The sequence below is a fragment of the Caulobacter sp. genome (assembly GCF_035254145.1).
In the GTDB taxonomy this organism is placed as follows: domain Bacteria; phylum Pseudomonadota; class Alphaproteobacteria; order Caulobacterales; family Caulobacteraceae; genus Caulobacter.
Genome location: NZ_DATFAV010000352.1, coordinates 1 through 12988 on the forward strand (window position 1 = coordinate 1; position 12988 = coordinate 12988).

Here is a 12988-nt window from a genome sequence, read left to right on the forward strand (position 1 = left end):
GGCGACGATCCGGGCGCGGGCCCTGTGATCGCGCCGCGCAGCCTGCTCAAGGGCATCATTCAGCCGCGCGTCGAAGAGACGCTGGAGCTGCTGCGCGAGCGCCTGAAGGCCTCCGGCGCGCCGGTCGAGCCGGGCGCGGGCATCGTGCTGACGGGCGGCGCCAGCCAGCTGGCCGGCGTGCGCGAAGTGGCCGTGCGCGTCTTCGACCGTCCGGTGCGCCTGGGGCGTCCGCGTAGGGTTCCTCATTTGGCCGACGCCGCCTCGGGCCCTGCGTTCTGCGCCGCCGCCGGCACTCTGCACCGCACCGCCTTTGGTCCGCGCGAAGCCGTTTCGTCCAAGGCCCTGGCCGGCGGTCCGGTCCGCAAGCGCCCGCTCGATCCGAACGCTTCGCCCATGGCTAAGGCGGCCGCCTGGCTGCGCGACAACCTTTAGCTTGGACAGTTCGCCAAGCTTCAAGTTTTAAGCGTGATTAACTCTACTGTTTAACCTTGAAGGCCCGGCCGAGCTTCTAGCCGGGCCTTTTTGCTGCTCGAAACGGCCGATATTCGTCGGACTTCTAGATCAGCGTCGTTCGGTCGCACGCGCCTGTGGATAGCTCCCGAGCCCTTGGTTCGCTTAGAGCGCGAGGCCGAAAGTGGGAACCGGTTTCGGCTGATCTCGCGCTGTAAATGTTTGATTTGGAGCCTCTTTCTTGCCCGAGAACGATTCCGTTTTCAGGCGAAAGGCTCAATGAGTTTCTGTTGATAGACCACAATTTATCCCACGGCCGCGCTCGACCCGACCACGACTCAGATTATGCAGTTAACTGCCGATTAACGATGGTGGTTGTTCTGTTAACACGATCGTCGAGGCATCCCCGGCGATTGGGTGTCGCCGAGGTCTAGTTTGACGATTTCGGCGTAAGGACGCGAGGGTCCCATGGCAATTTCTCTTTCCGCGCCGCGTACGACTGAGCTGAAGCCGCGTATCGTGGTGTTCGGCGTCGGCGGCGCTGGCGGCAACGCCGTGAACAACATGATCGAGGCGGGTCTCGAGGGTGTCGAGTTCGTGGTGGCCAATACGGACGCCCAACAGCTCCAGTTCGCCAAGACCGACCGGCGCATCCAACTCGGCGTGCAGGTCACGCAAGGGCTGGGCGCTGGCGCGCATCCCGAAGTGGGCATGAGCGCCGCGGAAGAGAGCTTCCCCGAGATCGGCGAGCACCTCGACGGCGCGCACATGGTGTTCATCACCGCCGGCATGGGCGGCGGCACCGGCACCGGCGCGGCCCCGATCATCGCCAAGTGCGCCCGCGAGCGCGGCATCCTGACCGTCGGCGTCGTGACCAAGCCCTTCCACTTCGAAGGCCGTCACCGCATGCGCCTGGCCGACAGCGGCATCCAGGAGCTGCAGCGCTACGTCGACACCCTGATCGTCATTCCGAACCAGAATCTGTTCCGCGTCGCCAACGAACGCACGACCTTCGCCGAGGCGTTCGGCATGGCCGACCAGGTGCTGCACTCGGGCGTCCGCTCGATCACCGACCTGATGGTCCTGCCGGGCCTGATCAACCTCGACTTCGCCGACGTCCGCACGGTCATGACCGAGATGGGCAAGGCGATGATGGGCACCGGCGAAGGCGCTGGCGAAGACCGCGCCCTGATGGCCGCCCAGAACGCCATCGCCAACCCGCTGCTGGACGAAGTCTCGCTGAAGGGCGCCAAGGCCGTGCTGGTCAACGTGACCGGCGGCATGGACATGACCCTGCTGGAAGTCGACGAGGCCGCCAATGCGATCTCGGACCAGGTCGATCCGGAAGCCAACATCATCTTCGGCGCGGCCTTCGATCCGTCGCTGGAAGGCGTGATCCGCGTGTCGGTGGTCGCCACCGGCATGGACGGCGCCTCGATCGCCCAAATCGAGCCCAAGCCGGTCACCCGCAACACCACGACCCAGCCGCTGATCGCCGACACCGCCCGTCCGGCGCCGCAGCCGGAGCCGGCTCGCCCGACCGCTCGCTACGAAGCGGCCCGTCCGGCTGAACGCCCGGTGGCTTTCGCCCCGGCTCCGGAGCCCACGCCGGCGCCCGAGCCCGAGATCGTCATGTCCGCGCCCCAGCCGGAGCCGGAAGCCGAGCTCTACTATGACGAGCCAACCGTAGCTGAAGAACCGCGCATCACCCAACCGGCGGCCCGGCAGGTGACCCGCATCGTCGATCCGGCGGTCGACGAGGTGGCCGACGAACCGCTGTTCCCGGAGAACAACTTCTACGAAGAGCGCCGTCCGCAGAAGCAAGGCGGCTGGCTCTCGATGTTCGGCGGCGGCCGCCAGCGTTACGAGCAGCAGCCGTCGGCGCCGCAGCCGCAGGCCCGCACGACCCAGAGCGCGCGCCCGCAACTGGCTCCATTGGAAACGCCGCAGACCGAAGACGGCGAAGACCTCGAGATCCCGTCGTTCCTGCGCCGCCTGGCCAACTGAAAGGCCGATCCCCGCAAGGGAGGCGAATAGACATGAACGCCCCGAGGAAACTCGGGGCGTTTTGCTTTAGCGGCGCCGGCGCCTATCGCTCGCAAGCCATCTGGAAAGGCCGCCCATGACCCAGCGCATGAAGGAAATCGCCGACCAGATCGTCGGCCTCCAGGCCGAGCTCGACCGCGAGATCGAGCGGCGGCGCAGGGCGCTCGGCTGGACCCTTTCCGAGAAGATCGGCGAATTCGAGATGGGCGTGGCGGTCCGGCATCGTCGGCTGCGGCTGGACTTGGTCAAGTTCTTTGGCCGCACTTCGCTCGCCGTCGCCCTGACCGCGCCGGTGATCTACTCGCTGATCATCCCGCTGGTGATCGTCGACGTCTGGGTCAGCGCCTATCAGGCGATCTGCTTTCGCGCCTACGGCATTCCGAGAGTGCGGCGTCGCGACTACATCGCGCTCGACCGTGACCGCCTGGGCTATCTGAATGTGATCGAGCGGCTCAATTGCACCTTCTGTGGCTACGCCAACGGCGTGATCGCCTATGTGCGCGAGGTGGCCAGCCGCACCGAGCAGTACTGGTGCCCGATCAAGCACGCCGTGAAGGTCACCGACCCGCATCGGCGCTATTACGAGTTCCTGGAATTCGGCGACGCCGAGGGCTATCGCGCGCGGCTGAACGATTTCCGCGCCAGGCTGCGCGACGACACGCCGCCGGCGGCGCCGCACTGAACACGGAGGCTGCGCTTCCGAAGCCGAGGCGGTATAGCTTGGCGCCATCTGCCAACTTTCAGCCCAATCCGGTCACGATGAAGCTCACCCGCGCCGATCGGAAGATTCTCCAGATCCTGCAGGAGGACGGCAAGATCTCGAACGTCGACCTGGCCGAGCGGGTAGGGCTGTCGCCCAGTCCCTGCCTGCGCCGGGTCAAGCAGCTGGAGGCGTCCGGCCTGATCAGCGGCTATGTCGCCCTGCTGGACCGCCGCAAGGCCAAGCTGGATGTGCTGGCCTATGTGGAGGTTCAGGTCGATCGCCACAGCGAAGAGGCCGCCGAAGCCTTCAGGCAGGCCGTTTTGCGCGAGCCCGAGGTGGTCGGCTGCTACGTCATGACGGGCGGCTACGACTATCTGCTCAAGGTGGCCGTGCCCAATCTCGACGCCTATGCCGATTTCACCATGAAGCGGCTGCTGAAGATGCCGGCGGTGAAGGACATCCGCTCCTCGTTCGTGCTGGACACCATCAAGGATTCCACGGCCCTGCCATTGGACTATCTGAGCTGATCATTTTTACATGGAATTGATCAGGATCATTGGCAGGATGTGACCGTCGAGCGTCGATCATCGGTCATCATCGCCACGTTCTGACTTTTGCTCCGCGATAAGCTGCCGCCTCTTTCGAAGTTGGAGCGCGGCCGCATGTTGGTACTGGATCGCAAGCCCGTCACCCCGTCGCCCGCGCCGCCGGTGCGGGACGCTCTGAACGGCGTCCAGGCCTACCGGTCGGGCATGAGCCTGGCGGAAGCCGGGCGACGCACCGGCCGCGCGCGCTTTTCCAAGCTGGCCAGCAACGAAAACCTTCTGGGCGCCAGTCCCAAGGTCGCCGCCGCCGTGGCGGCCGCCATCGCCGAGCCCGAGCTCTATCCGGACCCCTATTGCGAGACCCTGCGCGCGGCGATCGGCGCCCGACTGGCGGTTGATCCCGAGCGGGTGGTGGTCTCGCCGGGCTCGGAAGCGCTGATCGACTATCTGTTCCGCGCCGTGCTGCATCCGGGCGACGCGATCCTGCTGTCCAGCCCGACCTTCCCCGCCTACGAGATCTTCGCCCGCTGCGCGGAGGCGCGCATCGTCGACGTGCCGCGCCTGGCCGGCTTCGATCTCGACGTCGAGGCGTTCAAGACCGCCGCCGCCCAGGGGCCGAAGCTGCTGGTGCTGTGCACGCCCAACAACCCGACCGGCAACGCACTGATGGCGTCGGACATCGCCGAGATCCTGGCCGTCACGCCGCGCTCGACCCTGGTCTTCGTCGACGAGGCCTATCGCGAGTATCACGAGGCGTTCGACACCTTCGCCCTGCTGGACGCCTGGGGCGGCCCATGGCTCTCGGCGCGGACCTTCTCGAAGGCCTACGGCCTGGCCGGCATGCGCGTCGGCTACGGCGTAGCCTCGTCGGCCGAGCTGGTCGGCTATCTCGACCGCCTTCGGCCGGCGTTCAACGTCACGGCCGTCAGCCAGGCCGCCGCCCTGGCCGCCTGGGAGGACCAGGAGCACCTGGCCCGGACCGTGGCGCTCACCATCGCCGAGCGCGGACGCGTCGAGGCGGCGCTGGACGACCTGGGCGTGGAGCACACGCGCAGCGAGGCCAACTTCGTCTTCCTGCGGGCTCCGGCCGGCGCCGAGGCGACCGCCGCGCGTTTGTTGCAGGAAGGCCTGATCATTCGCCCAACGCCGGTCGCCGGCGGCTGGGTCCGCATCACCATCGGCCGACCGGCCGACAACGACGCCCTGATCGCCGCCCTGCCGGCGGCGCTGGCGCGATAAGAAGTTCTAGGGAGAGCCGCTCATGACCCTCGTCACCGACCAGAACCCCCTGGGCCTCGACGGCTTCGAGTTCGTCGAGTTCACCAGCCCCGATCCGGCCGCCATGAAGGCGCTGATCGAGCAACTGGGCTTCGTCGCCGCCAGCAAGCATCCGACCAAGGCCGCGACCCGCTACAAGCAGGGCCGCATCAACCTGATCGTCAACGAGGAGACCTCGGGCCAGGTCGCCGATTTCCGCGCCGAGCATGGTCCGTCGGCCAACGGCATGGCCTTCCGTGTCGAGGACGCGGAAGCAGCCTACGCCGAGGCCCTCAGGCGCGGCGCCAAGCCTGCTGACGCCTCCCGCTCGCTGCTGGGCGAGGACGCCAAGGTGCTGGAAGGCATCGGTGGGTCCTTGCTCTACCTCGTCGACCGCTATGGCGACGCCGGCACCATCTATGACAGCTGGGAGCAGGTCCCGGGCGCGGCGTTGGCCGAGGCCAAGAACAACGTCGGCCTGGATCTGCTGGACCACCTGACCCACAACGTCCGCCGGGGCCAGATGCGCACCTGGTCGACCTTCTACAACCAGGTCTTCGGCTTCGAGGAGCAGAAGTACTTCGACATCAAGGGCCAGGCGACCGGCCTGTTCAGCCAGGCGATGATCGCGCCCGACAAGGCCATCCGCATCCCGCTGAACGAAAGCCAGGACGACAAGAGCCAGATCGAGGAGTTCATCCGCGAGTACAACGGCGAGGGCATCCAGCACCTGGCCCTGACCACGGACGACATCTACGGGACGGTCGAGAAGCTGCGCGCCCGGGGCGTCAAGCTGCAGGATACGATCGAGACCTACTACGAGCTGGTCGACAAGCGCGTCCCCGGCCACGGCGAGGATCTGGAGCGTCTGCGCAAGAACCGCATCCTGATCGACGGGGCGGTGGGCGAAGAGGGCCTGCTGCTGCAGATCTTCACCGAAAACCTGTTCGGCCCGATCTTCTTCGAGATCATCCAGCGCAAGGGCAACCAGGGCTTCGGCAACGGCAACTTCCAGGCCCTGTTCGAAAGCATCGAGCTGGACCAGATCCGCCGTGGGGTGATCACGGTCGAGGCGTAGGGCTTGAAACTGTCATCCCGGCCAAGCGCGAAGCGCGCTGAGCCGGGACCGTCGGAAGCGCCGGCGCGTGCCGTGGTCCCGGGTCTGCGCTACGCTTCGCCCGGGATGACAGATCTTGATGATCCAAGGACTCCAACCATGGACCTCCGCTACCAAACCGGCTTCGGCTCCTACTTCGAGACCGAGGCCCATCCCGGCGCCCTGCCGGTGGGGCAGAACTCGCCGCAGAAGGTTCCGTTCGGCCTCTACGCCGAGCAGCTGTCGGGCACGGCCTTCACCGCGCCGCGTCATGAGAACCGCCGTAGCTGGCTCTACCGCCTGCGACCCAGCGCCGAGCATGGCGTCTACAAACCCTATGCTCAGGATAGGCTGATCTCGGCCTTCGCCGGCCCGGTGACGCCCAACCGCCTGCGCTGGGATCCGCTGGAGATCCCGACCGTCCCGACCGATTTCATCGACGGCCTCGTCACCCTGGCCGGCAACGCTGACGCCGCGACCCTGTCGGGCATCGGGGTCCACGTCTATCTCGCCAACGCCTCGATGAAAAACCGGGTGTTCTACGACGCCGACGGCGAACTGCTGATCGTGCCGCAGCAGGGCGTGCTGACCTTGGTCACCGAGTTTGGCGTCCTGACCGCCGGTCCGGGCCACATCGCGGTGATCCCACGCGGCGTGCGCTTCCGCGTCGAGGTCGACGGACCCTCGCGCGGCTACGTCTGCGAGAACTACGGCGCGGCCTTCCGCCCGCCCGAGCTGGGGCCGATCGGCGCCAACGGCCTGGCCAATTCGCGCGACTTCGAGACGCCGGTGGCGGCCTTCGAGGACATCGATGCCCCGACCCTGGTCGTCCAGAAGTTCCAGGGATCGCTGTGGGCCGCCGAGTGGGACCATAGCCCCCTGGACGTGGTGGCCTGGCACGGCAATCTCGCGCCGTATCGCTATGACCTCTCGCGGTTCAACACGATCAACACCGTCAGCTACGACCACCCCGATCCCTCGATCTTCACGGTGCTGACCTCGCCCAGCGATACGCCCGGCGTGGCCAATTGCGACTTCGTGATCTTCCCGCCGCGCTGGATGGTGGCCGAGCACACGTTCCGCCCGCCCTGGTTCCACCGCAACCTGATGAGCGAGTTCATGGGCCTGGTGCACGGCGCCTATGACGCCAAGTCGGGCGGCTTCGTTCCGGGCGGCGCGTCTCTGCACAACTGCATGAGCGACCACGGCCCCGACGTCGAAAGCCATCGCAAGGCCACGGAGGCGCAGCTTGCGCCTCACAAGATCGACGGAACCATGGCCTTCATGTTCGAGAGTCGCTGGGTGATCCGGCCGACGAAGTTCGCGCTGGAGACTTCGGCGCTTCAGGGTGACTATGACGCCTGCTGGACGGGCTTCCCCAAGGCGAAGCTGCCGTAGGGAAGTCGGCCCGAACAAGAACGAACATAAGGAAGCGCTGATGAAGCTCGCGTCTCTCAAGGGCGGCCGTGACGGCCGGCTGGTGGTGGTCTCCAACGACCTGGCCTGGTTCACCGACGCCGGGACGGTCGCGCCCACCCTGCAGGCGGCCCTGGACGACTGGGAGCGCTGCGAGCCGTTGTTGCGCGGCTTGGCCGAGAGCCTCGAGCATGGCGCCGTGCCCCAGGAGCGCTTCCACGAGCACGAGGCGCTGAGCCCGCTGCCGCGCGCGTTTCAGTGGGTCGACGGCAGCGCCTATGTGAACCACGTCCAGCTGGTGCGGCAGGCGCGCGGCGCCGAGATGCCCAAGAGCTTCTGGACCGACCCGCTGATGTATCAGGGCGCGTCGGATGGCTTCCTGGCGCCACGCGATCCGATCCCGCTGGCCGACGCCAGCTGGGGCTGCGATCTGGAGGGCGAGATCGCCGTGATCACCGGCGACGTGCCGCTGGGCGCCAGCCGCGAGGAAGCCCTGGCGGCCATCCGTCTGGTCATGCTCTGCAACGACGTCAGCTTGCGCAACCTGATCCCGGGCGAGCTGGCCAAGGGCTTCGGCTTCGTCCAGTCCAAGCCGGCCAGCGCCTTCTCGCCGGTGGCGGTGTCGCCCGACGCCCTGGGCGCGGCCTGGAAGGACGGCAAGCTGCACGGGGCCTTGCTGGTCGAGCTGGACGGCAAGGACTTCGGCCGCGCCGACGCGGGTGTCGACATGACCTTCGACTTCGGGACCCTGGTGGCGCACGCGGCCAAGACCCGCAGCTTGAGCGCCGGCACCATCGTCGGCTCGGGCACGGTCAGCAATCGCGGCGCGGACGGCGGTCCCGGCAAGCCGATCAGCGAGGGCGGCGTCGGCTATTCTTGCCTGGCCGAGCTGCGCACGGTCGAGACCATCCTGACCGGCGCGGCGAAGACACCGTTCCTGCTGGGCGACGACACGATCCGCATCGAGATGAAGGACGCCAAGGGCCACTCGATCTTCGGCGCCATCGAGCAGACGGTCGAGCGGGTTTGAGTCAGGAGGCCGCGGCGTCTGGACGGGTCTGGTCTACGCCGGCCGGGGTCAATCTCGGCCCGCTGGACCTGATCGCCGACGGCGCGGCTCGCAACTATGTCCTGCAGATCGGCGAGGCGCGCTTCCACGGCTTTGTGGTGCGCCGCGGCGAGGCGGTGTTCGGCTATGTCGACCGCTGCCCGCACGCCGGCCTGCCGCTCGCCCAGCAGCTGGACCAGTACCTGAGCCCCGACCGGAACCTGATCGCCTGCTCGTGGCACGGCGCGGTGTTCGAGGTGGAGACGGGGGCCTGTGTCGGCGGCCCATGCGCCGGGGCGCGGCTGACGCCCTGGCCGGTCGAGGCCCGGGAAGGGCGGATCTTCACCGCCTAGCTGTGGGCGTCCTTGGCGTCTTCCCGGGCCGCTTCCCAGACTTCGCGGGCGGCGTCCAGGTTCATGGCGGCGATCGCCAGGCCCACGACGATATCCGGCCAGATCGACCGTGTGACGACGGTCAGCAAGCCCGCCGCGATGATTCCGATATTGGCCGCCACGTCATTGCGGGCCGACAGGAAGGCGGCCTTCGACAGGCTGCCGGCGGCGCCGCGATGGCTGACCAGGGTGAAGGCGCAGAACAGGTTGACCGCCATGGCGCCCAGGCCCGTGACGCTCAGCGACAGCGCCTCGGGCGGCGTCGGATCGCCGAACTTTCGCCAGAGCGTCCAGAGGAAAGCGACCGCCGGGGCCAGCAGGATCGCGGCCAGCACCCCGCCGACCTTGGCGCGACGCGTGGCGCTCCAGCCCAGGGCGGCCAGGATCAGGAAGTTGACCGCCGCGTCCTCGAAGAAATCGGCGCTGTCGGCCAGCAAAGAGACCGATCCGATGCGCAGCGCCACCGCCATCTCGATGGCGAAATAGGCCAGGTTCAGCAAGGCGACCAAGCGCACCGCTGAACGGAAATTGCGCGATAGGCTCATGGCCGACGCATAGCACCATGCGCCAGACAAAAGAACGGCCGCCCTCCACAGGAGAAGGGGGCGGCCGAGTCATTGGGAGGAAACGCCCCGAAGGGCTGATTTCCATATAGCTGTTTGAATTCGCCTTGACAACGTTGTCACGAAAATAATTTCCCAGAGCGGTGAAATCCCATGGGCATGGCTCCGCCGCGGAGACGCTGATCCACGCTCCGCGCCTCTTGCATGACGCCGTTTCTCAAGCTAATAGTGAACCTTATGGTTCAGTATATAGCCGACCGCCTTGACGCCTCTTTCTCCGCTCTTTCGGACGCCACTCGCCGTGGGGTTCTGGAGCAGCTGGGGCGCGCGGACGCCTCGATCACGGAACTCGCCGACCGGTTCCACATGACCCTCACGGGTATGAAGAAGCACGTCGGGGTCCTGGAGCAGGCGGGGCTGGTGACGACGGAGAAGGTCGGGCGGGTGCGGACCTGCCGGCTGGGGCGACGCGGGTTCGACGAGGAGGTCGCCTGGATCGAAGAACGACACCGGATCTGGAGCGCGCGCTTCGACGCGCTGGACCAAGTGATCGAGGCTATGAAACGCAGGGAGAAAGCCGATGGGCGAACGCGTGAGTGACGGCCGCACGACGGTCGAACGGCGATCCGAGCGCGAACTGGTGGTGACCCGGATCTTCGACGGCCCGGTCCGCCTGGTGTTCGACGCGTGGACCAAGCCCGAACTGTTCCAGCTGTGGTGGGCGCCGAAATCCGGCGGCGTGCCGATGCTGGCGTGCGAAATGGATTCCCGGACCGGGGGCGGTTACAGCGTCACGTTCGGCAAGGACGCCGAGAACGCCATGACCTTCTATGGCAAATACCTGGAGGTGACGCCGCCTTCGCGCTTGGTCTGGACCAATGACGAAAGCGAACAGGGCGCGATCACCACGGTGACCTTCGAAGAGGAGGAGGGCGACAGGACGCTTTTGGTCCTGCAGGAGCTCTATCCCTCGAAAGAGGCGCTCGACGAGTCGTTTGTCGGCATGGAAGACGCGATGCCCGAGCAATTCCGGCAACTGGACGAGCTGCTCGCGACCCAGACAGCGAGGGTCTAGCCCCCCGTGCGCGCCCCGTTGCGCCCCCGTCGTTCCAGGCGAACGGCGAGGGCGACTATCGCGGGCCTATTTCTTCTTGACGGCCTGGACCTCGATCTCGACCAGCATGCCGTCCTGCACCAGCGAGGTGATCTGGCTGGTGATGCGGGCGGGTTTGTTGGGCTGGGCGGCGGTGCCGAAGTAGGTCTTGTAGCCTTCCATCATGCCCATGAAGTCCATCTTGCCGTCCTTGGCCGGGTCGCCGACCAGAAGGACGCGCATCATGACGACGTCGGCCATGGTCGCGCCCTGGGTCTTCAGGGCGGCCTCGATACGGCCCAGCACGCCCAGGGTCTGGGTCTTGGTGTCGCCGAACTTGGCCACGCCCGTGGCCTTTTCGTCGATCACCGGCGGGGTCATGCCGCTGACATAGATGGTGTCGTAGCCGGCCGGCACGGTGACGACGCTGGCGATCGGCGACTTGGGGTCGCCGCCGCGGACGATGTCCTGGGCATGCGCGGCGCCGGCGAGGGCGCAGAGGCCGGCGGTGAGGGCGATCAGGCGTTTCATGTTTGTCTCCCGTTGAGTTCGAAAAATCAGTGAGCCTGCAGGCCGCGCGCCTTGGCGGCGGCCTTGGCGGCCGCGCGGGCGGCGACGACGTCGGTGGGCTTGATCGCCGAGGCCTTGTTGCCCCACGACGAGCGGACATAGGTCAGGATGGCGGCGAGATCGGCGTCGGACAGGTCGTCCTTGAAGGCCGGCATGCCAGCGCGGCCGTTCAGCACCGTGGTGATCACGATCTTGGGGTCGCCCTGGACGAGCGGCGAGCCGGCCAGCGGCGGGAAGGCGCCCTTGACCCCCTTGCCGGTGGCCTGGTGGCAGGCCGAGCAGTTGTCCATGAATAGCGATTGCGGCGCCTCGGCCAAGGCCAGGGCCGGCGTGGCGACGCCCATGGCGAGCGCCAGTGCGGCGAGACGATAAGCGAAGGTCATACGTTTCCTCGGAGGTCCCTTGTCTGCGCGTGACGGCCCTTGATGCGGTCCCGGGCCGTCACGTTCTCCTCTCAAGCCTGCTGCACGCGGGCGTGGATCCTGGCGATCTGCTGCCAGGCCGACTCGATGGCGCCGGCCTGCCAGCCCCCTAGGTAGCTCAGGTGCTCGCCCGCGAGGTAGAGGCGGCCGTCCGGCTGGCACAGGACCGGATAGGCGTCCTTGCGACCGCTTTCGCCCCATTCGGCCCAGCCGCCCAGATTGTGCTCGGCCAGGTGCCAGCTGAAGGAGAAGGCGTTCTCGAAGTTCTCGGCGTATTCAGGGAAGATCTTCTGACCGGCCGCCACGGCGAAGGCCGCGCGATCGGCCGGGCTCTTGGCGCTGATCTTGGCCGCCTCGCCGCCGAAGGCGTAGTAGCCTAGCAGCACGCCCTTCTGTCCCTGCCAGCCGTACGAGGGCAGGGTGATCGAATTGATCCCGGCGATGTCGTTATAGATGTGGCCGCCGTAGATGTGGTGCTTCTCCTCCCAGAAGCGGGTCTTCATCTGCAGGCCGATCTTGTTGACCGGCGCATAGGAGACCCCCTCCATGGCCGCCTTGAAGGGGGCCGAGGCGTCGACATCGATCTGCTTGAGCACACTGAGCGGGATGGTGCAGAGGCAGTAGTCGGCGGTCACCTCGCCGACCTTGCCGTCCGCGCCCTTGAACGAGACCGTGACGCCGCTGGGCGACTGCTTGATCTTCTGCACGACCGTCGAATAGCGGATCATCGGCCCGACCCGCTTTTCGAAGGCCTTGGCGATCTGGTCCATGCCGCCGATCGGCTGGAGCATGGTGCGCTGCTGCTCGTAGCCGGTGACCGAGCTCAGGACCCGCCAGGCGTTGCTGTCCAGCACGTCCTTGAAGGCGAACGGCGGCAGCTCCTTGCCGGGGCCGGGATCGACGCCCGCGCCGGGGTGGATCGCGAAACCGCGCCCCTCGGTGCCCTTGTAGGCCAGATCCTTGGAGAGGCGGCCTTCGTTGACGACGTAGGCGATGAACCGCTCGCGGTCGAGGCCCGACAGGGGCGCGTCCAGCTGGCCCTGGCTGGCGGCCTTGGCGACCAGCTCGGCGGTGTAGCCGCGAATGTCGGCGGCGACCTCGCCCTTGCGCACGGGCTTGCCGGCAAGCGGCCCCTGGCCCTTCTCGAAATAGATGTAGGAGGCGTCGTTGTCGTTGACGAAGCTCTCCAGCGGGACGCCGAACTGCTTGGTGTAGTGCAGGGTCGAGCGGTGATGGTACGGGATCCGCCACGGGCCGTGGTTGATATAGTGGCCTTCGTCGAACTCGCAGGTCTGCTCGTGGCCGATCAGGTCGGTGTGCTTGAAACCCTTGCGCGCCGTCTGGCAGCGGCCGCCGGCGAAGGACCGCGCCTCCAGCACCTGGACCT

Annotated in this window: 15 protein-coding genes and 1 pseudogene; 12 read left to right on the plus strand and 4 right to left on the minus strand. The window is 67.0% G+C overall.

Annotation, left to right across the window (positions count from 1 at the left end):
* From VJ655_RS20820 to VJ655_RS20865, 10 genes and pseudogenes are all read left to right on the plus strand, one after another.
* A pseudogene (locus tag VJ655_RS20820) lies at positions 1-432 on the plus strand (cell division protein FtsA); the annotation flags it as partial.
* A 386-nt stretch (positions 433-818) separates the two neighbouring features.
* Complete coding sequence (locus VJ655_RS20825; protein WP_024265820.1) at positions 819-884, plus strand: hypothetical protein; 66 nt, start codon at positions 819-821, stop codon at positions 882-884.
* Positions 885-918: 34 nt separating this feature from the next.
* On the plus strand, positions 919-2457 hold the full coding sequence (gene ftsZ / locus VJ655_RS20830; RefSeq protein WP_324114483.1) for a cell division protein FtsZ: 1539 nt from the start codon (positions 919-921) through the stop codon (positions 2455-2457).
* 115 nt (positions 2458-2572) lie between these two features.
* On the plus strand, positions 2573-3178 hold the full coding sequence (locus VJ655_RS20835) for a hypothetical protein (protein WP_324114485.1): 606 nt from the start codon (positions 2573-2575) through the stop codon (positions 3176-3178).
* 77 nt (positions 3179-3255) lie between these two features.
* Positions 3256-3726 (plus strand): Lrp/AsnC family transcriptional regulator, encoded by a 471-nt coding sequence (locus VJ655_RS20840; protein WP_324114487.1) that lies wholly within the window; start codon positions 3256-3258, stop codon positions 3724-3726.
* Between the two features lie 120 nt (positions 3727-3846).
* Positions 3847-4983: a histidinol-phosphate transaminase gene (gene hisC, locus VJ655_RS20845; RefSeq protein ID WP_324114509.1), complete on the plus strand. Its 1137-nt coding sequence runs from the start codon at positions 3847-3849 to the stop codon at positions 4981-4983.
* Positions 4984-5005: 22 nt separating this feature from the next.
* Positions 5006-6079, plus strand: coding sequence for a 4-hydroxyphenylpyruvate dioxygenase (gene hppD, locus VJ655_RS20850; protein WP_324114489.1), 1074 nt, complete (start codon positions 5006-5008; stop codon positions 6077-6079).
* A 138-nt stretch (positions 6080-6217) separates the two neighbouring features.
* Entirely contained in the window at positions 6218-7495 is a 1278-nt protein-coding gene (gene hmgA / locus VJ655_RS20855; protein WP_324114492.1) for a homogentisate 1,2-dioxygenase, read from the plus strand.
* A gap of 40 nt (positions 7496-7535) precedes the next feature.
* Positions 7536-8543, plus strand: coding sequence for a fumarylacetoacetate hydrolase family protein (locus VJ655_RS20860; protein ID WP_324114494.1), 1008 nt, complete (start codon positions 7536-7538; stop codon positions 8541-8543).
* Positions 8540-8914, plus strand: coding sequence for a Rieske (2Fe-2S) protein (locus VJ655_RS20865; RefSeq protein WP_324114496.1), 375 nt, complete (start codon positions 8540-8542; stop codon positions 8912-8914). Before VJ655_RS20860 ends, VJ655_RS20865 begins: the two co-directional genes overlap by 4 nt.
* Here the strand turns inward: VJ655_RS20865 and VJ655_RS20870 are convergent.
* Positions 8911-9498, minus strand: a complete 588-nt coding sequence (locus VJ655_RS20870; protein WP_324114497.1) for a cation transporter — start codon at positions 9496-9498, stop codon at positions 8911-8913. The genes VJ655_RS20865 and VJ655_RS20870 overlap by 4 nt on opposite strands.
* Positions 9499-9753: 255 nt before the next feature.
* On the opposite strand from VJ655_RS20870, the gene VJ655_RS20875 reads away from it, so the two are divergent.
* Positions 9754-10116 carry a metalloregulator ArsR/SmtB family transcription factor gene (locus tag VJ655_RS20875; protein WP_324114511.1) on the plus strand — a complete coding sequence of 121 codons (363 nt, stop codon included), beginning with the start codon at positions 9754-9756 and terminating at the stop codon, positions 10114-10116.
* Positions 10097-10591 carry an SRPBCC family protein gene (locus VJ655_RS20880; RefSeq protein WP_324114499.1) on the plus strand — a complete coding sequence of 165 codons (495 nt, stop codon included), beginning with the start codon at positions 10097-10099 and terminating at the stop codon, positions 10589-10591. The genes VJ655_RS20875 and VJ655_RS20880 overlap by 20 nt, the downstream gene beginning before the upstream one ends.
* A gap of 66 nt (positions 10592-10657) precedes the next feature.
* Here the strand turns inward: VJ655_RS20880 and VJ655_RS20885 are convergent, their stop codons facing one another.
* The 3 genes from VJ655_RS20885 to VJ655_RS20895 all read right to left on the minus strand — a co-directional run.
* Positions 10658-11140, minus strand: a complete 483-nt coding sequence (locus VJ655_RS20885; protein ID WP_324114501.1) for a RidA family protein — start codon at positions 11138-11140, stop codon at positions 10658-10660.
* A 26-nt stretch (positions 11141-11166) separates the two neighbouring features.
* Entirely contained in the window at positions 11167-11562 is a 396-nt protein-coding gene (locus tag VJ655_RS20890) for a cytochrome c (protein WP_324114503.1), read from the minus strand.
* A 71-nt stretch (positions 11563-11633) separates the two neighbouring features.
* Positions 11634-12988: flavin monoamine oxidase family protein (locus VJ655_RS20895; RefSeq protein WP_324114505.1), on the minus strand; the 1355-nt coding region annotated here is incomplete at its 5' end.

Bases quoted from the DNA above. Each gene is read 5' to 3' on its own strand.
- VJ655_RS20880 (WP_324114499.1), top strand. From the start codon at position 10,097: ATGGGCGAACGCGTGAGTGACGGCCGCACGACGGTCGAACGGCGATCC.
- VJ655_RS20835 (WP_324114485.1), top strand. From the start codon at position 2,573: ATGACCCAGCGCATGAAGGAAATCGCCGACCAGATCGTCGGCCTCCAG.
- ftsZ (WP_324114483.1), top strand. From the start codon at position 919: ATGGCAATTTCTCTTTCCGCGCCGCGTACGACTGAGCTGAAGCCGCGT.
- VJ655_RS20860 (WP_324114494.1), top strand. From the start codon at position 7,536: ATGAAGCTCGCGTCTCTCAAGGGCGGCCGTGACGGCCGGCTGGTGGTG.
- VJ655_RS20885 (WP_324114501.1), bottom strand. From the start codon at position 11,140: ATGAAACGCCTGATCGCCCTCACCGCCGGCCTCTGCGCCCTCGCCGGC.
- VJ655_RS20890 (WP_324114503.1), bottom strand. From the start codon at position 11,562: ATGACCTTCGCTTATCGTCTCGCCGCACTGGCGCTCGCCATGGGCGTC.
- VJ655_RS20840 (WP_324114487.1), top strand. From the start codon at position 3,256: ATGAAGCTCACCCGCGCCGATCGGAAGATTCTCCAGATCCTGCAGGAG.
- VJ655_RS20870 (WP_324114497.1), bottom strand. From the start codon at position 9,498: ATGAGCCTATCGCGCAATTTCCGTTCAGCGGTGCGCTTGGTCGCCTTG.
- hmgA (WP_324114492.1), top strand. From the start codon at position 6,218: ATGGACCTCCGCTACCAAACCGGCTTCGGCTCCTACTTCGAGACCGAG.
- hppD (WP_324114489.1), top strand. From the start codon at position 5,006: ATGACCCTCGTCACCGACCAGAACCCCCTGGGCCTCGACGGCTTCGAG.
- VJ655_RS20875 (WP_324114511.1), top strand. From the start codon at position 9,754: ATGGTTCAGTATATAGCCGACCGCCTTGACGCCTCTTTCTCCGCTCTT.